This is a genomic window from Janthinobacterium sp. EB271-G4-7A (genome assembly GCF_020858075.1).
Classification (GTDB): domain Bacteria; phylum Pseudomonadota; class Gammaproteobacteria; order Burkholderiales; family Burkholderiaceae_D; genus Janthinobacterium; species Janthinobacterium lividum.
Genome location: NZ_JACYMI010000001.1, coordinates 204,629 through 219,789, shown reverse-complemented (window position 1 = coordinate 219,789; position 15,161 = coordinate 204,629). Strand labels below are relative to the sequence as shown.

Annotated in this window: 21 protein-coding genes; 18 read left to right on the top strand and 3 right to left on the bottom strand. The window is 60.6% G+C overall.

All coding sequences use genetic code 11. The annotated features are described in order from the left end of the window. Nucleotides 1–95 precede the first annotated feature (95 nt). From IGS58_RS01040 to IGS58_RS01030, 3 genes are read right to left on the bottom strand one after another with little or no spacing between them, the layout of a single operon-like run. The gene (locus IGS58_RS01040) at nucleotides 96–311 is read right to left on the bottom strand and encodes a hypothetical protein (protein ID WP_230520462.1); all 216 of its coding nucleotides are present in this window, start codon (nucleotides 309–311) and stop codon (nucleotides 96–98) included. Further along, entirely contained in the window at nucleotides 308–1,372 is a 1,065-nt protein-coding gene (locus tag IGS58_RS01035; protein WP_442908347.1) for a phage portal protein, read from the bottom strand. The genes IGS58_RS01040 and IGS58_RS01035 overlap by 4 nt, the downstream gene beginning before the upstream one ends. Next, nucleotides 1,369–3,168: a terminase ATPase subunit family protein gene (locus tag IGS58_RS01030; protein WP_230520461.1), complete on the bottom strand. Its 1,800-nt coding sequence runs from the start codon at nucleotides 3,166–3,168 to the stop codon at nucleotides 1,369–1,371. The genes IGS58_RS01035 and IGS58_RS01030 overlap by 4 nt, the downstream gene beginning before the upstream one ends. Before the next feature lie 136 nt (nucleotides 3,169–3,304). On the opposite strand from IGS58_RS01030, the gene IGS58_RS01025 reads away from it, so the two are divergent. The 18 genes from IGS58_RS01025 (at nucleotide 3,305) to IGS58_RS00940 (ending at nucleotide 15,161) form a co-directional block, all read left to right on the top strand. Next, nucleotides 3,305–4,093: a GPO family capsid scaffolding protein gene (locus IGS58_RS01025; protein ID WP_230520460.1), complete on the top strand. Its 789-nt coding sequence runs from the start codon at nucleotides 3,305–3,307 to the stop codon at nucleotides 4,091–4,093. Nucleotides 4,094–4,140: 47 nt separating this feature from the next. After that, nucleotides 4,141–5,160 carry a phage major capsid protein, P2 family gene (locus IGS58_RS01020; protein ID WP_230520459.1) on the top strand — a complete coding sequence of 340 codons (1,020 nt, stop codon included), beginning with the start codon at nucleotides 4,141–4,143 and terminating at the stop codon, nucleotides 5,158–5,160. Beyond that, nucleotides 5,160–5,876, top strand: coding sequence for a phage terminase small subunit (gene gpM / locus IGS58_RS01015; protein ID WP_230520458.1), 717 nt, complete (start codon nucleotides 5,160–5,162; stop codon nucleotides 5,874–5,876). The genes IGS58_RS01020 and gpM overlap by 1 nt, the downstream gene beginning before the upstream one ends. 95 nt (nucleotides 5,877–5,971) lie before the next feature. Continuing rightward, nucleotides 5,972–6,475 (top strand): head completion/stabilization protein, encoded by a 504-nt coding sequence (locus IGS58_RS01010; protein ID WP_230520457.1) that lies wholly within the window; start codon nucleotides 5,972–5,974, stop codon nucleotides 6,473–6,475. Next, a complete protein-coding gene (locus IGS58_RS01005; protein ID WP_230520456.1) occupies nucleotides 6,475–6,690 on the top strand; it encodes a tail protein X in 216 nt (71 codons plus the stop codon). Before IGS58_RS01010 ends, IGS58_RS01005 begins: the two co-directional genes overlap by 1 nt. 64 nt (nucleotides 6,691–6,754) lie before the next feature. Continuing rightward, complete coding sequence (locus IGS58_RS01000) at nucleotides 6,755–7,126, top strand: hypothetical protein (RefSeq protein ID WP_070224671.1); 372 nt, start codon at nucleotides 6,755–6,757, stop codon at nucleotides 7,124–7,126. Beyond that, nucleotides 7,126–7,686 carry a glycoside hydrolase family 108 protein gene (locus tag IGS58_RS00995; protein WP_230520455.1) on the top strand — a complete coding sequence of 187 codons (561 nt, stop codon included), beginning with the start codon at nucleotides 7,126–7,128 and terminating at the stop codon, nucleotides 7,684–7,686. Before IGS58_RS01000 ends, IGS58_RS00995 begins: the two co-directional genes overlap by 1 nt. After that, nucleotides 7,683–8,195, top strand: a complete 513-nt coding sequence (locus IGS58_RS00990; RefSeq protein ID WP_230520454.1) for a lysis system i-spanin subunit Rz — start codon at nucleotides 7,683–7,685, stop codon at nucleotides 8,193–8,195. The genes IGS58_RS00995 and IGS58_RS00990 overlap by 4 nt, the downstream gene beginning before the upstream one ends. Further along, a complete protein-coding gene (locus IGS58_RS00985; RefSeq protein ID WP_230520453.1) occupies nucleotides 8,179–8,667 on the top strand; it encodes a phage tail protein in 489 nt (162 codons plus the stop codon). The genes IGS58_RS00990 and IGS58_RS00985 overlap by 17 nt, the downstream gene beginning before the upstream one ends. Beyond that, the gene (locus IGS58_RS00980; protein ID WP_230520452.1) at nucleotides 8,664–9,140 is read left to right on the top strand and encodes a phage virion morphogenesis protein; all 477 of its coding nucleotides are present in this window, start codon (nucleotides 8,664–8,666) and stop codon (nucleotides 9,138–9,140) included. Before IGS58_RS00985 ends, IGS58_RS00980 begins: the two co-directional genes overlap by 4 nt. 175 nt (nucleotides 9,141–9,315) lie before the next feature. Next, complete coding sequence (locus tag IGS58_RS00975) at nucleotides 9,316–9,927, top strand: dual OB domain-containing protein (protein WP_230520451.1); 612 nt, start codon at nucleotides 9,316–9,318, stop codon at nucleotides 9,925–9,927. 9 nt (nucleotides 9,928–9,936) lie between these two features. Then, nucleotides 9,937–10,377, top strand: coding sequence for a DUF488 domain-containing protein (locus IGS58_RS00970; RefSeq protein ID WP_230520450.1), 441 nt, complete (start codon nucleotides 9,937–9,939; stop codon nucleotides 10,375–10,377). 1 nt (nucleotide 10,378) lies between these two features. After that, nucleotides 10,379–10,984 carry a DUF4326 domain-containing protein gene (locus tag IGS58_RS00965; protein WP_230520449.1) on the top strand — a complete coding sequence of 202 codons (606 nt, stop codon included), beginning with the start codon at nucleotides 10,379–10,381 and terminating at the stop codon, nucleotides 10,982–10,984. Between the two features lie 135 nt (nucleotides 10,985–11,119). Beyond that, nucleotides 11,120–11,782, top strand: a complete 663-nt coding sequence (locus IGS58_RS00960; protein ID WP_230520448.1) for a phage baseplate assembly protein V — start codon at nucleotides 11,120–11,122, stop codon at nucleotides 11,780–11,782. A 5-nt stretch (nucleotides 11,783–11,787) separates the two neighbouring features. Further along, nucleotides 11,788–12,123, top strand: coding sequence for a GPW/gp25 family protein (locus IGS58_RS00955; RefSeq protein WP_442908346.1), 336 nt, complete (start codon nucleotides 11,788–11,790; stop codon nucleotides 12,121–12,123). Further along, on the top strand, nucleotides 12,120–13,031 hold the full coding sequence (locus IGS58_RS00950; protein WP_230520446.1) for a baseplate assembly protein: 912 nt from the start codon (nucleotides 12,120–12,122) through the stop codon (nucleotides 13,029–13,031). Before IGS58_RS00955 ends, IGS58_RS00950 begins: the two co-directional genes overlap by 4 nt. Then, nucleotides 13,024–13,644 carry a phage tail protein I gene (locus IGS58_RS00945; RefSeq protein WP_230520445.1) on the top strand — a complete coding sequence of 207 codons (621 nt, stop codon included), beginning with the start codon at nucleotides 13,024–13,026 and terminating at the stop codon, nucleotides 13,642–13,644. Before IGS58_RS00950 ends, IGS58_RS00945 begins: the two co-directional genes overlap by 8 nt. Next, nucleotides 13,641–15,161 (top strand): phage tail protein, encoded by a 1,521-nt coding sequence (locus IGS58_RS00940; RefSeq protein ID WP_230520444.1) that lies wholly within the window; start codon nucleotides 13,641–13,643, stop codon nucleotides 15,159–15,161. The genes IGS58_RS00945 and IGS58_RS00940 overlap by 4 nt, the downstream gene beginning before the upstream one ends.

Here is a 15,161-nt window from a genome sequence, read left to right as displayed (position 1 = left end):
AAAACCGCCTCGTGGGCGGCTTGTGCGGTGGCTGGGGCGCGCTGGCGCGGCTTGGCTATCGCGGCCCCGCCCTACCGGCTATCGCAGCGTGGCGCTCATCCTGCGCGACCGGCGCGGGCCTTGGCCGCCAGCTCCTTGTCGTAGTCGTCGCGGCAGTCCGCATTGCAGAACAGCAGAGCGGGCGCCAGCGGCTCGTCGCAGTAATGGCAGCAGCCGTGCGCCACCAGGGCGGGCCGGCCGCGCACGGCGGCCAGGCCGCGCGCCACTTCGGCGAAGATGATCTTGTCGGTGTTGTCGATATGGTCGCTCATTGCGCTGTCTCCTTGCCCAGGCCCAGGTCATACGGGGCGAAGCGCACCACTTCCACGCCGACCCACTCGTTGATCGCTTCGAACTGCGCCTGCAGCGGCACCAGTTCATTGCGCGCGAAGACGCGCGCGGCCGGTTCGACGGCGCCGAAGCCGCCGGCATTGTTTGGCAAGATACCCATGAGCTGCGGCGGCACGCGGTGCGCGGCCAGCTGGTCGTCGCGCGTGACGCTCTTGATGTTGAAAAACTCGTCCTTGGCGGCCACGTCGGACACCGGCAGAATCTGGATGCCGTCCTTCTTGCCGTTCGGCGCGTACATGAACAGGTTGCGGAAGTTGCCCGGTCCCTTGCTGTCGCGCATGGCCTGGCGCAGGTTGTCCACGTCCTGGGTGTTGGCGGCGGCGTCCGTCATGTAGAACACGAAACCGGCGTGCGAGCCGTTCTTGTAATACTTGCGGCGGAACAGGGTGGCCGCCTCGTTGAGCCAGGCCGATTGCAAGGCGCTCAGGTACTGCGGCACGCCGTACAGCTCCTGGTTGACATCCGGTTCCATCAGGTGGAACACGCGACCCTTGTCGAACTGGTGTACGGCTTGGTAGCCGTTCACAAAAAAATACGTGTCCAGATCGACGCCGCGCCGCATGTACTTGGCCAGCGCATGCTGGTATGCCAGCGCCTTGCCGCTGCGGCTGGGTCGGTCTTCCAGGTAGGCATTGCCGAACGTCAGGAAGTCCAGGGCCATGCGCTTGAAGGCGTCGCGCGACAGGTACTTGCTGGGAATCAGGGTGGACGCCAGCACGTTGGCCTTGAAGTGGATGGCGCTGCTGTGGTGCACGCCCGCGTTGAACGACTTGGCCAGGCCGGCCAGGTTGACGGGCGGCTCATACCAGTGGCCGTTCTTCCAGCATTCGAAGCAATCGAGAATGTCGGCGTGCTCGAGCACGGGCGTCGGGTCGCCAAAGGAAAAAGCCTCGATGCCGGCGGCGGCCGGCGCCGTGGCCGCTGTTGATGGCGCGCCCTCGGCCTGCTGGCCGCGCGCGCGCATGTGTCGTGCTTTGCTCAAGAATAAATCTCCATGAAAGAGTGGTGGTTGTCGGTGGTGCCTTCGAAGGGCTCGTGATCGAGGGCGTGCATGCAGGCCCACGCCAGATCGGCGTGGCCGGTTTCATCGCTGCGGCCGGCGACATACGTCACGTGCCGCCCGCTGGGGGTGAGGGTCTTGTGGATGGCCATGAAGGATTGCGCGATGTCCGTCCAGCCAGCGTCAAACTCCAGCCGCCCCTTGCTGATGATGTTTTTCGCCTTCAAGACCATGCGGGTTTTGACTTCGGGCGAGTAGTTCAGGGGCGTGACGGCCGGGAAGAAGCCGCGCACGATGGGCAGCACACCGATGCCCATGCCGGTGGTGTCGATGCCGATGTATTCGACGTTGTAGCGCTGGGTCATCTGGCGGATGGCGTCGGCGTGGTCTTCGAAGCTCTGCCCGCGCCACTGGTGGCGCTCCAGGATGCGGAACTTGCCGCCGGCCGTCATCGGCGGCGCCAGCACCACGCAGCCGGCGCTGTCGCCGTTCAAGGCCGGGTCGTAGCCGATCCACACGGGCCGGTTGCCGAATGGGCGCAGGCCCAGCAAGGGCTTGTAGTCGTCCCACTCGACCCAGGAATCGACCATGCAGCGCTGCAGCTCGGCCAGCGGGAAGACCGAGGCCGAGTCGTCGATAAAATTGCACATCAGCAGGTTGTCGAACTGGTCCGGGCTGTATTCGAAGTTGCGCAGCTCGTCGATGTCGAACAGGTTGCAGCCGCCGCGCTCGGCGTCCAGGATGGTGACGATCTGGCGCCAGATCTTGTCCTCGCCCGTAAAGCCGGACGACAGGCGGCCATGGCTCACGTCGATGTTGACCTGGTCGGCCTTGGCGCGGCGCTTGTTGAACAGCTCACCCGTCCAGAACGGGTAAGCCTGGTGCGTGGTCGAGGATGGCGTGGAAAAGTAGGTCTTGCGCCATTTCTTGTGAATGGCCATGCCCGAGGCCACTTTGTTCAACTCCTGGAAATTCTGCGTCCAAAAGAATTCATCGAAGTAGAAATTGCCGTGGTAGCCCTGGGCCGTGCGCGCGTTGGTGCCCAGGAAATACAGGTGCGCGCCGTTCGGCAGCACGATCGGGTCACCCGTCAACTCGATGCCGGCCGCCTCGCGCGCGAATTGCACGATGTATTGCTTGAAGACGTGCGCCTGCGACTTCGATGCAGACAGGAAAATCTGGTTGCGGCCTGTTTCCATCGCATCGGCCAGCGCCTCGCGGGCGAAATACCAGGTAGCGCCGATCTGGCGCGACTTCAAAATGGCGCGCGTGCGCTGGTCGCCGTTGCGATACCAAACTTTCTGGTAATCGAACAGCGAATCCTGGAAGGCGTCGAGCAGCTGGATTTTCTGTTCTTCGCTGAAATCGTTGCGGGTCGGCTTCTTCTTCGGCCCCGCGTTGCGGTTCGCCAGCTTGGGGTTGAGATCGACCTCGTTGCCGCCCGGCTGCTCGTAGCGGCGCACGCGCGCCGCCTGCACGATGGCGCGCATCAGCAGATCGATTTCCTTGTAGTCGCTACCGCTCTTGACCTCTTTTTCGATCAATTTGACCAGGCGCAGCTCGGCCGCTGCCTCGACGTGCTCGATGGCCTGCGCCTTGTCCCACTCGTCGCGCGCCTTCCAGCTATTGATCGTGCTGCGCTTGATTCCCAGGTGGCGGGCGATGGACGAAATGCGCCAGCCCTTCCAGTACAGGGCGCGCGCAGCACGGCGCGGCTCGGATTCGGGCACGGCCAGTTCGGCGATTATTTCTTCGGGTTTTTGTTCAATGACTAGCATGCCGCCAGCGTAGGCCGCGCGCGCGCGGAGCGGGGAAAGGTAAAAGTCGCTATGGCCCATAGCAACCCGCAGCGCATTGAATCGCAGCGCCAAGACGTTGACCATGGCGTTATCCGATCAACCGAGACACGCCACCATGCCTAAATCCCAATTCTTCCGCGTCGCCACCGAAGGCGCCACCACGGACGGCCGCAACATCGACCGCGCCACCATCGAGCAAATCGCCGCCACCTACAACCCGAAGACCTACGGCGCGCGCATCTGGCTGGAGCACATTCGCGGCATCCTGCCCGACAGCCAGTTCAAGGCCTACGGCGACGTGATCGCCGTCAAAGCCGAGGAAGTGGACACCGACAGCGGCAAGAAACTGGCCCTGTTCGCGCAGATCGAACCCACGCCAGAACTGGTGGCCATCAACAAGGCGAAGCAAAAGCTGTACACCAGCCTCGAAATTCAACCGGACTTTGCCGACTCGTCGCAGCCCTACCTGGTCGGCCTGGGCGTCACCGACAGTCCCGCCAGCCTGGGCACCGAGGCCCTGAAATTCTCCGCCAGCCGCAAGCAGCAAAGCGCCAACCTGTTCACCTCCGCCGTCGAGGTGACGCTGGAATTTGACGAGCCGCAGGGCACCAAGCTGGCCGACGCCGTGAAAAACCTGCTGTCGCGCTTCTCCAATAAATCCGGCACCGACGCCGCGCAGTTCGCCGACATCAGCGAGGCCGTGCAGGCGCTGGCCGGCCACGTCGTCACCGTCAACGACAACTACACGGGCACCCTGGCCCGCCTGGAGAAGGCCGAAACCGCATTGAAGGCTACGCAGGACGAACTGGCCGCCTTCAAGGCACAGATGGACGAGGCGCCCGGCAACGGCCCACGCCGCCCGGCCGCCACCGGCAACGACGGCGCCGTGCAAACCGAGTTTTAAGCGCCCCTGCCCTTTCTTCCCCCCATTCAACAACGGAGCAATGATTTATGAAAAAGCAAACGCGCCAGGTATTTGGCCAGTATGAAACCCGCTTGGGCCAACTGAACGACACGGACAACGTGGCCAAGACCTTCAGCGTCACGCCCAGCGTGCAGCAAAAGCTGGAAACGAAAATGCAGGAATCGAGCGAATTCCTGTCGAAAGTGAACATCATCGGCGTGACCGAGCAGGAAGGCGAAAAGCTGGGCCTGGGCGTCTCCGGCCCGATTGCCGGCCGCACCAACACCAAGGACAAGGAACGCAAGACGCGCGACCTGTCCACCCTGGACGGCACCAAGTACCGCTGCGAGCAAACCAACTTCGACACGCATTTGAACTATGCCAAGCTGGACGCCTGGGCCAAGTTCGCCGACTTCCAGTCGCGCGTGGCCAATGCCATCCTGACGCGCCAGGCATTGGACCGCATCGTCATCGGCTTCAATGGCGTCAAAGCCATGGCAGACACCGATCTGGACGCCAACCCGCTGCTGCAGGACGTGAACAAGGGCTGGCTGCAGCACCTGCGCGAGCTGGCGCCCGAGCGCGTGCTGGGCCTGGTGGCTGCCGGCATGCCGGGCAAGGTCATCATCGGCGACGTGGACGGCGCCGACTATGCCAACCTGGACGCGGCCGTCACCGATGCCGTCAACCTGCTGGACCCGTGGTATCAGGAAGACACCAATCTGGTGGCCATCGTCGGGCGCAAGCTGTTGAACGACAAGTATTTTCCATTGGTCAACACCAAACAGGCGCCCACGGAAACCCTGGCGGCCGACATCATCATCAGCCAGAAACGCATCGGCGGCTTGCCGGCCGCGCGCGTGCCCTACTTCCCGGATAACGCCATCCTGATTACTCGCTTCGACAATCTGTCGATCTACTTTCAGGAGGGCGCGCGCCGCCGCCGCGTCGAGGACGTGCCGAAACGCGACCGCATCGAGAATTACGAGTCGTCCAACGACGCCTACGTGATCGAAGACCTGGGCCTGGCCGCGCTGGTGGAAAACATCGAGCTGAAAGACAAATAATGGCGAACCAATCCCCCGCCCTGCGCCACCGCGCGCGCATGCTGGCCGAGCGCACGGCCGGCGCCGCTGCGCCGCAAGGCGTGACCACCGGCACGGCCTACGAAATGATGCTCTACAAGCTGACCGACGACCGGCGCCGCCTGAAGGCCATCCAGTCGGTGGAACGCAAGATCGAGGTCAAGGCCACCTTGCTGGCGACCTATGCGCAGTGGATCGACGGCGTGTTGGCCGGCGGTAAGGGCGCGCAAGACGATGTCGTGGCCACCTTGCTGGTATGGCACATCGACACGGGCGAATATGACCGCGCCCTAGTCATTGCCGCCTACTGCATGGAACACAAGTTCACCTTGCCCGATGGCTATAGCCGCGACATTCCGACCATGATGCTGGACGAATTTTCCGCCGCCTACCTGCAAGGCAAGCTGGGCGACGATTCGCAGCATGCCGTGGCCGTGTTGGGCACCGTCGAGGCGATGACGGCCGCCAGCGACGCGCCCGACCAGGCGCGCGCCAAGCTGCACAAGGCCATCGGCCTGGCCATGATCGCCGTGCTGGATCAGGCCGACGACACGGACATCGCCCCGGCGCTGGTGGCGCAGGCGGAAACGGCTATGGGCCAGTTGAAACGTGCCCGCGCCCTGTCGGAGTCGTGCGGCGTCAAGAAAGATATGGAACGGCTGGAACGGCGCATCAAGCGCGCGGCCGGTTCCACGTAAAGAGCATCCCCCGCAGCACGGCGGCACGGGGGGATTCTGGCCACACCTTTGACCTGATGAACCCCGTCCACCGCCCCCTTTTGAAAGCGCCCCGTATGTCCTTCATGGCCCTGCCCCCGTCAAACCAGCCTGGCAGCACGCCCACGCCGCCAGCGCCGGCCATCGGCATCATCGAGAACGACGGCTGGTTTCCCGATATTGCGCTGACCGATATGCGCGACGCCATGCGCCTCGATGGCACCGTCACCGACGCGCGCCTGGTACAAGCCGTGGTCGATGCCATCCTGCAGGTCAACCGCGAGCTGGCCGACTGGCAGGGCAAGCACGCCGCTGCCGGCGTCCCCGCCCTGGTGGACGTGCCGGCCACGCGCATCAACCGCGAATCCCGCTTGCTGACGCAGTACCGGCGCGCCGTCTACAGCACGGCGAAAGCCGACCTGATCGAGCGCTACCGCGATTACGACAGCACGGCCACGTCCGTCAGCGACAAGAAAAGCATGGAGTGGCTGGACGAGGCACCCGGCGCGCAGCGCCGCAATGCGCAATGGGCCATCGCCGATATGGTCGGGCGCACACACCTGACCGTGGAATTAATCTGATGCAAGTGCGCACGCAGCAGCACGACACGGTAGACGCCCTGGTGTGGCGCTACCTGGGCGACGGCGCGGGATACGTCGAGCAAACCCTGGAAATGAATCCCGCGCTGGCGCGCCACGGCGCCGTGCTGCCTGCCGGCCTGATCGTCACCCTGCCCGAGCCGGTGCCCAGCACGGACCAGGTGGCCGCAGCCGATCTTGTGCAGCTATGGGATTAACGCAGCAATCCACCTTTTTACCCTCATGAGAAATCTATCTAACTTCACCCCGGAGAATCAAGCAATGTCCGCAGAATCGTTTGGTGGTTTCGCCACCCTGGTCAAACTGTACGGCTTCAAGGCGGCGCTGGGCATGGTCGGCGCGGCCATGCTGTACATCGTGCTGCCGCCCTTGAATGCTGACGGCACCTTCAACAAGGGCGAATTCGTCGCCCGCCTGGCCTGCGCGGGCGTGTTCTCGTGCCTGCTGGGCGGCACCGTGTACCAGTTGCTGTGCGCCCAGCTCCCGGCCATCGGCGCCATGGTCAACGCCAGCGCCATCGACCTGATCGTCGGCGCGCCCGGATGGTGGGTATCGCGCGCCGTGGCCCTGTGGTTCCAGCGCCGCAGCGACAAGGACATCGCCGAACTGGTCAAAGACGCAAAGGAACACTGATGGCCACTACCGAGAATCTCCAGATTGCGCGCACCATCGACGCCATCCTGCGCGCCGAAGGCGGCTATGTGAACGACCCGCAGGACAAGGGCGGCGAAACCAATTACGGCATCACCGTGGCCGTAGCGCGTGCGAACGGCTACACGGGGCCGATGCGCGATCTACCCGTGGCGGTGGCGCGCGCCATCTACACGGCCCGCTACATCACGGAACCGAAGTTCGACCAGGTGCTGGCCATCCATGCCGGCATCGGCGCCGAGCTGATCGACACGGGCGTGAACATGGGGCCGCACCGTGCGGCCGAGTTCCTGCAGCGCTGGCTAAACGGTTTCAATGACACGGGCGCCCGCTATCCCGCCCTGTTCGTCGATGGCCGCCTGGGCGCGCAATCGCTGGGCGCGCTGGCCGCCTTCCTGAAATGGCGCGGCCAGGATGGCGCCGCCGTGCTGCTGCGTGCCTTGAACGGACTGCAGGCAGCGCGTTACCTGGAAATCACCGAGGCCAACAAGACCCAGCGCCGTTTTCTGTTCGGCTGGATCAGGGAACGGGTGGCCATGTGACCACGACCACCTGGCGCCCGCTGGCCGCCTGCCTGCTGTGCGGCACCATCGCAGGCTGGACGGCGCAGGGCTGGCGCAAGGACGCCACCATCGCCGAACTGCAGCGGGCAGCGGCCACCAGCAAAACCACCGCAGCCACCGAACTGGCCCAAGCCACCGCCCGCGTGCTCACGCTGGAGCGCGCCACCGGCGCCGCCCTGGCGCAGCGCGCCGACCACCTCACCCAGGAGCAAACCCATGCGAAAACTGAACGCGACCGTTTCAATGTTAACGTGCGCAGCGGCGCTGTGCGCCTGTCAATCCCCCTCGCCAGCGGCCACTGCGCCGCAGTTACAGATACCACCGCTGCCGCAGACCATCGGCATGAAACGCGCGCCGAACTTGACTCAGCGACTGCGGCAGCTCTTGACGCCATTGCCGGCGACGGCGACGACGCCACCCGCCAGCTGAACGCGTGCATCGACGCCTACAACCTAGTACGAGACACCTACCATGTACAAACCGAATAGCCTGCGCCAGCACCTGGCCGCCGCCATCCCCGCCCTGCAGCGCGATCCCGACCGTCTGCTGGTCTTCGCCGACGAGGGCAACGTGGTGGCATCGGCCACCGCCTCCCTCTCCTTCGAATACCGCTTCAAGCTCAACCTGATCGTCACCGATTATGCGGGCGATGCCGACGCCATCATGGTGGCCCTGATCGCCTGGCTGAAAGTCCACCAGCTCGACCTGATGGCCAACGAAGAAACGCGCAAGCACGGCATCGCCTTCGAGGTGGATTTTAATAACCACGAAACGGTCGATATTTCCATCAAGCTGGACCTGACCGAGCGCGTGGCCGTCAAGACCGGCGAAGCCGGCCGCCTCGACATCAAGCACCTGGCCGAGATACAGCACATGCCCGCCTACTCGGACGAGTTCTGGAAGCTGTATGACGGCGACACCCTGCTGGCCGAATGGCGCACGCCCGAGGCAACAGCATGAGTGACAACCTGCACGCGCTGGAATCCTGGGCCGGTACCCTGCTGGCCAAGCTGCAGCCGGCACAGCGACGCGCCATCAATCACAAGGTGGCCATCGACCTGCGCCGCAGCCAGGCGCAGCGCATCAAGGCACAGCAGGGGCCGGATGGCGCGGCCTATCCGGCACGCAAGCGACGCAAGGAATTCAAGGGGAAGAACGGACGCATCAAACGGCAGAAGGCGGCCATGTTTGCCAAGATTCGTACCGCCAAACACCTGAAAGTGAAGGCGACCGGCGACGAGATAGAGGTCGGATTCTTTGGCTGGGTGGCGCGCGTTGCGCGGGTACATCAGTTTGGCCAACAAGAGCGCGTTACAAATAATGGTACATTGTACAAATATCCTGCAAGGCCACTGCTTGGACTAAATAGTGACGATTTTATAATAATATCGAATAGTTTAATCAAACAACTGGCTACTGAAAGTGGGAAATAATTGAGTGAAAGTTCCCATTTTTCGCATTGAAGGGGAAAGCTAGAAATCACATTCATTCTTAGTAGTGAGTTTACATTTTACAACAACTTGCAAAAAAAACCACACCGAACTGTTAACTTGAATACAATTGCTGTAAAGCAGTTTTAATTTCAAAAATGAACACTTCGGAGACTTTATGAATGACGTTGTTATATTAGCAAGCTCATTGAAGCATGGTGGTCGATGCCTCGCAGGGAAGTTTATTGGTACTAACCAGTGGGTGCGTATTGTGGGCGACAACACTGGAAGTGCGCTTACGGAAGCGCAGACCGAGTACACTAATAAGTTCGGCTCATTCCGTGCAAAACCGCTTAAGAAGATCACCATGTCTCTCCTAGAGCACGTCCCCTTGCCACATCAGCCTGAGAACTTCGTATATATTCCAGGTTGGGTCCAGACAGCAGGATACGGTTTTCCGATTGAAGAACTGCAATCTTATACTGACGTTCCTGATAATCTTTGGGGTCTTGAAGATAGAGTATCTGAAGAGCAAATTCGTTTAGGTCTTTTTTCAGTACAACAATCACTTTACTTAATACTGGCGGAAGAAATAACACTTCATAGAACGGCTGATAACCGCAGAAGAGTTACATTCACATATAACAGAAACGTCTATAACTTATCCTGCACAGATCCACAATATGAACAATTTGAATCCGGAAACTCAATCCCAAATGGATATCTCTGTATTAGTTTAGGTGAGGAATTTCATGGTGATCACTTTAAAATCGTTGCAACAATTTTTTAAATTATAAAAATGCAAACCTACACAATTGGCTTTACAAAAAAAAATGCTGAAACATTTTTCAAGTTTCTTAGAGCATCAAAAATAAAAACATTAATTGATGTTCGACTAAACAATGTATCGCAATTATCTGGGTTTGCAAAAAAAGATGATCTGCGATTTTTTCTAAAAGAACTATGTTCTGCAGAATATATGCATGTCCCAGAAATGGCTCCGACAAAAGAGATCTTATCGCCATATCAAGATGGAAAAATAACTTGGGCAGCGTATGAGGAAAAATTTCTAAATTTAATGGCTCAGCGCAATATCGAAAGGTTGTTAACACCTGACATATTGGACAACGGATGCTTACTTTGCAGTGAGCATGAGCCTCATATGTGCCATCGAAGACTGGTTGTTGAGTACATCAACAAAAATACAGATTTAAACATAAAAATTAAACACTTATACTGAAATGAATACTGTATTAATTCTCTACCCAGATGAATTTCAAAGCCAAAGTAAATTTGACAGAAAAATCGGAAATATAGTAAGCAAAATGGAAGAATTTTGCATAGCATATCTATCCGATAAAAATTACCTGATTGAGAACTACATAGAAAAATGCGAAAAAATAATAAAAATAATAAAGATTGAAAGATTAGAAATAAAAAACTTTACGCATGCAATAATTTTTGACGACGGGGAAGTATTCCCAAAAGAGAGGGAGATAATAGAAAAACTTAACGTGCCGCTTCGACACATAAAGATCGCAATTACAAGAGTTGTTAATATAAAAAAGGAGACCAAATACGCAGCAACAAAAAGTACCAATGAATATGAATATATAGGTCGAGGATCTTATTGGGGCAATCCATACTCTATGTTTTCCGCAGGAGAATCTAGGGAAGAAGTAATTAGAAAATTTAAATATGACTTTGATTTTGAAAAATTCGCAAAAAAAGAAAAGAATGAAGTTTATTTGCTAGCAGGGAAGAGACTCGGCTGTTTTTGCAAGCCTGATGCATGCCACGGGGATGTTTTAGCCGACTTTCTAAACAAGTGGGATGATGGCGAGTAAATTTTTACAAAGAACATTTATCTAAAAAAATAAGAATAAATTGGTGCCAAGAAAATTCAACTGACATAGCTATTAACCTTGTTATCAACCCGCTTGTAGGTGCATCCGCACGCGGACTTCGGCAACATGCACTGCATGAACGCCGACCTTTCCGACCTCCTCCGCTTGCTGCAAAACCTGATCCGCCTGGGCACCATTGCCGAGGTCAAAGGGGCCAAGGCGCGCGTGCGGCTGGGGCCGACACTCACCACCGAATGGCTGAAATGGGCCACTCGACGCGCCGGCAGCACCCGCACCTGGTCGGCACCCACCGTCGGCGAACAGGTGATCGTCTTTTCCCCAGGCGGCGACCTGACGCGCGGCATCATCGTGCCGGCGCTTTACTCGCAGGCGTTTGACGCGCCCGAAACCAGCGACAGCATCCACACCACGCATTACCCGGACGGCGCCGTGGTGCAGTACGACCACGCGGCCCATGCCCTGACGGCCGTACTGCCCGGCGGCACGGCCACCATCACCGCCGACAAGGTGACGTCGAACGCGCCCAGCACCATTTGCACGGGCGACCTGACCGTCATGAAAAACCTGATCGTCATGCAAGCGGCCACCGTCAACGGCGCCACCGCGCTGAACGGCGGCGTGAACGCCAAGGCTGGCGCCGCTGGCGGTGTGGCCATGGCCGTGCAAGGGACGGTCAAAGCCAGCGACGACGTGCTGGCCGGCGCCATCAGCTTGCTCAAGCATCCGCACGGCGGCGTCAAAGCCGGCGGCGACCAGTCGGGCGGGCCGCAAGCATGATGGGCATGCACGCCGCCACTGGGCGCAGCCTGACGGGCCTGGGCCACCTGCGCCAGTCCGTCACCGACATTCTCACCACGCCCATCGGCTCGCGCATCCGACGCCGCCGCTATGGTTCCGAAGTACCCGAGCTGATCGACCAGCCCCTGAACAGTGCCACGCAGTTGCGCATCTATGCTGCCACCGCCTTCGCCCTGCGCCGCTGGGAACCGCGTTTGCAGCTCGCCAGCGTGCAGCTCACGCGCGACACGGACGGCGCCATCGCCCTGCTGCTCGATGGCACGGCGAATGGCCAGGCCATCACCATGGCCGTGCCCGTCAAGCAAGGGGGCGTCGTATGAGCACGCCTATCGACCTGACCCAATTGCCCGCGCCCAGCGTGGTCGAGGTGCTGGACTTCGAAGCCATCCTGTCCACGCGCAAAGCCCACCTGGTGAGCCTGCTGCCGGAAGCCGAGCGCGCGGCCGTCACGGCCCTGTTAGAACTGGAATCGGAGCCGGCCACCAAGCTGCTGGAAGAAAACGCGTATCAGGAAACCATCCTGCGCAACCGCATCAACGAGGCGGGCAAGGCCGTCATGCTGGCCTTCGCCCTCGATGGCGACCTGGACCAACTGGGCGCCAACGTCAACGTGGAACGCCTGACCATCACGCCGGCCAATCCCAACGCCCTGCCGCCCGTGGCCGCCGTCATGGAAGACAACGACGCCTACCGTCTGCGCATCCAGGAAGCGCCGGATGGCCTGTCCGTGGCCGGCCCGAAGGCGTCGTATGAATTTCACGCGCGCAGCAGCGACGGCCGCGTCAAGGACGCGAGCGCCACCAGCCCCGCCCCGGCGCACGTCACCGTCACGGTGCTGGCCAACAACGACACCGGCATCGCCGACGCCGCGCTGCTGGCCACCGTGGCGCGCGCGCTCAATGCCGAGGAAGTGCGCCCCCTGGGCGACCGCTTGAGCGTGCAAGCCGCCCAGGTCATCGACTACCAGATCGAGGCCACCTTGTTTATTGGCGTCGGCCCGGAAGTGCCGATTCTGCTGGACGCCGCGCACGCCAACGCCGTGCGCGTGTCGCGGCCGCGCCGCCCGCTGGGGCACAGCATCTACCGTTCCGCCTGCAGCGCCGCCGTCCACGTCGAAGGCGTGCGCAAGGTCGTCTTGACCAGCCCAGCGGCGGACATCGAGCTGAACGCCACCCAGGCCGCGCGCTGCACGACCATCAAGCTCAATGTCGTGGTGCGCGATGAATAAGCTCGTGCCCACCCTGCCGCCCAACACCACGGCGCTGGAGCGTGCCATTGCCGTGGCCTGCGCCGAGCTGGTCAACGTGCCCGTGCCGCTGCGCGACCTGTGGAACGCCGACCGCTGCCCCGTTGCCCTACTGCCGTTTCTGGCCTGGGCCTGCTCCGTTGACCGCTGGGACGACGCCTGGCCCGAATCGACCAAGCGCGGCACCATCAAGGCGTCCTATTTCATCCACAAGCACAAGGGCACGATTGCCGCCGTGCGCCGCGTGGTGGAGTCCCTGGGCTATCTGATCCGCATTACCGAATGGTGGCAGACCACGCCGCCGGGCGTACCGGGCACGTTCCGGCTCGACGTGGGCGTGCTGGACACCGGCATCACGGACGCCATGTTTCAGGAAATGGAACGCCTGATTGCCGACGCCAAGCCCGTCAGCCGCCACATGACGGGCCTGGCCATTTATCTGGAAAGTCGCGGCAACGTCTACGCGGGCGCTTGCGCCTACCACGGCGACGCCATGACCGTGTATCCCTGGATCGCGGAAACCATCGAAGTGCGCGGCACGCTGTTGCAGGCCGGCGCATCCCATACCATCGACACTCTCACCATCTATCCATGAGCACATACTTTGCCATCCTGACCGAAGTGGGCGAGGCCAAGCTGGCCAATGCCATCGCCCTGGGTCAAACCCTGAAACTGAAAACCATGGCCGTAGGCGACGGCAACGGTAATCTGCCCATACCATCGCGCACGCAAAAGGCGCTGGTGCATGAAGTGCGCCGTGCCGGCCTGAATCAGCTGACCATCGACCCGGCCAACACCAGCCAGATCATCGTCGAACAGGTGCTGCCCGAGAACGTGGGTGGCTGGTGGATACGCGAAATCGGTATCTACGACGAGGCGGGCGACCTGTGCGCGGTGGCCAACTGCCCGCCGAGCTACAAACCTGTGATGGCCGAGGGCAGCGCGCGCACGCAAGTGGTACGCATCGTGCTGATCGTCGCCAGCACGGCCGCCATCGAGCTGAAAATCGACCCGTCCGTCATCCTGGCTACGCGCAAGTATGTCGATGATCAGGACATTACCGTGCGCGCCTACAGTGACGCGCAACTGGCCAAGCACCTGGCCGCTGCTGATCCTCACCCGCTGCTGGCCAAGGTCGCCTATGTCGATCAGCAGGACACCAGCGCACGCAGCTATGGCGATCAGCAACTGGCCAAGCACCAGGCTGCGGCCGATCCGCACCCGCTCCTGGCCAAGGTCGTCTATGTCGATCAGCAGGATGCCAGCGCACGCGCCTACGGCGACCAGCAACTGGCCAAGCACCAAGCCGCCGCCGATCCGCACCCACTGCTGGCCAAGGTCGCCTATGTCGATCAGCAGGACACCAGTGCACGCACCTACGGCGACCAGCAACTGGCAAAGCACCAGGATGCTGCCGATCCGCACTCCCAATACAGCAAGAAAGAAGTGGTGACGCCACCGAAGTTTGACGCCTCGACCAAGCTGGCCAACACCGATTTTGTCCAGCGCGCGCGCGGTGGCATGGTGGGGTTCGCTCGTGTGGATGCTGACCGTGCGCTCACCGCGGATGACGCCGGCTCTGTTCTCCTGCTTGGTATTGCCGCAACGACGCTGACCATTCCAACGCCGCAAGCCCTGAATATCCCTCACACCGCCGGGGCGTGCGTTCACTTGCATTGCACCGGCCCGTATAACGCGCAATTGGTGGCCGGTGTCGGAACGTCGCTCGTGGCCCCGGACGCCACGGCAAGCATCATCCTCAAAAAAGGGCAGTCGCTCACCTTGATGGCGACCACCAACCAGATTTGGCGAGTCATCGCTTCAACCGCCGAGCTGTGGCGCAATGCGGACTTTGCATCCAGGCTGCTGCCTGACGGCGATCTGAAACTGCCGGGCGACTTCATCATGCAATGGGGCTCCGTGACGGCAGGGCCGGCTGGCACGCGCGTGGCTTTTCAGTATGCCTTTCCAAAGCAGTGCCTGCGCGTCTTCCTCACCGTATCGAACGGCAACTATCCGGGCTATGTCAGCTCGGACTCTCCCACCATTACCGGATTTAACGCCTATGCCGCTGCAGATGCCTCCGCCAATTTCATTGCCATCGGAAAATAA

Bases quoted from the DNA above. Each gene is read 5' to 3' on its own strand.
- IGS58_RS00940 (WP_230520444.1), top strand. From the start codon at position 13,641: ATGAGCACATACTTTGCCATCCTGACCGAAGTGGGCGAGGCCAAGCTG.
- IGS58_RS00945 (WP_230520445.1), top strand. From the start codon at position 13,024: ATGAATAAGCTCGTGCCCACCCTGCCGCCCAACACCACGGCGCTGGAG.
- IGS58_RS01030 (WP_230520461.1), bottom strand. From the start codon at position 3,168: ATGCTAGTCATTGAACAAAAACCCGAAGAAATAATCGCCGAACTGGCC.
- IGS58_RS00955 (WP_442908346.1), top strand. From the start codon at position 11,788: ATGCACGCCGCCACTGGGCGCAGCCTGACGGGCCTGGGCCACCTGCGC.
- IGS58_RS01005 (WP_230520456.1), top strand. From the start codon at position 6,475: ATGCAAGTGCGCACGCAGCAGCACGACACGGTAGACGCCCTGGTGTGG.
- IGS58_RS01000 (WP_070224671.1), top strand. From the start codon at position 6,755: ATGTCCGCAGAATCGTTTGGTGGTTTCGCCACCCTGGTCAAACTGTAC.
- IGS58_RS00995 (WP_230520455.1), top strand. From the start codon at position 7,126: ATGGCCACTACCGAGAATCTCCAGATTGCGCGCACCATCGACGCCATC.
- IGS58_RS01020 (WP_230520459.1), top strand. From the start codon at position 4,141: ATGAAAAAGCAAACGCGCCAGGTATTTGGCCAGTATGAAACCCGCTTG.
- IGS58_RS01040 (WP_230520462.1), bottom strand. From the start codon at position 311: ATGAGCGACCATATCGACAACACCGACAAGATCATCTTCGCCGAAGTG.
- IGS58_RS00975 (WP_230520451.1), top strand. From the start codon at position 9,316: ATGAATGACGTTGTTATATTAGCAAGCTCATTGAAGCATGGTGGTCGA.
- IGS58_RS00980 (WP_230520452.1), top strand. From the start codon at position 8,664: ATGAGTGACAACCTGCACGCGCTGGAATCCTGGGCCGGTACCCTGCTG.
- IGS58_RS00965 (WP_230520449.1), top strand. From the start codon at position 10,379: ATGAATACTGTATTAATTCTCTACCCAGATGAATTTCAAAGCCAAAGT.
- IGS58_RS00970 (WP_230520450.1), top strand. From the start codon at position 9,937: ATGCAAACCTACACAATTGGCTTTACAAAAAAAAATGCTGAAACATTT.
- IGS58_RS00950 (WP_230520446.1), top strand. From the start codon at position 12,120: ATGAGCACGCCTATCGACCTGACCCAATTGCCCGCGCCCAGCGTGGTC.
- IGS58_RS00960 (WP_230520448.1), top strand. From the start codon at position 11,120: ATGAACGCCGACCTTTCCGACCTCCTCCGCTTGCTGCAAAACCTGATC.
- IGS58_RS00985 (WP_230520453.1), top strand. From the start codon at position 8,179: ATGTACAAACCGAATAGCCTGCGCCAGCACCTGGCCGCCGCCATCCCC.
- IGS58_RS01025 (WP_230520460.1), top strand. From the start codon at position 3,305: ATGCCTAAATCCCAATTCTTCCGCGTCGCCACCGAAGGCGCCACCACG.
- IGS58_RS01010 (WP_230520457.1), top strand. From the start codon at position 5,972: ATGTCCTTCATGGCCCTGCCCCCGTCAAACCAGCCTGGCAGCACGCCC.
- gpM (WP_230520458.1), top strand. From the start codon at position 5,160: ATGGCGAACCAATCCCCCGCCCTGCGCCACCGCGCGCGCATGCTGGCC.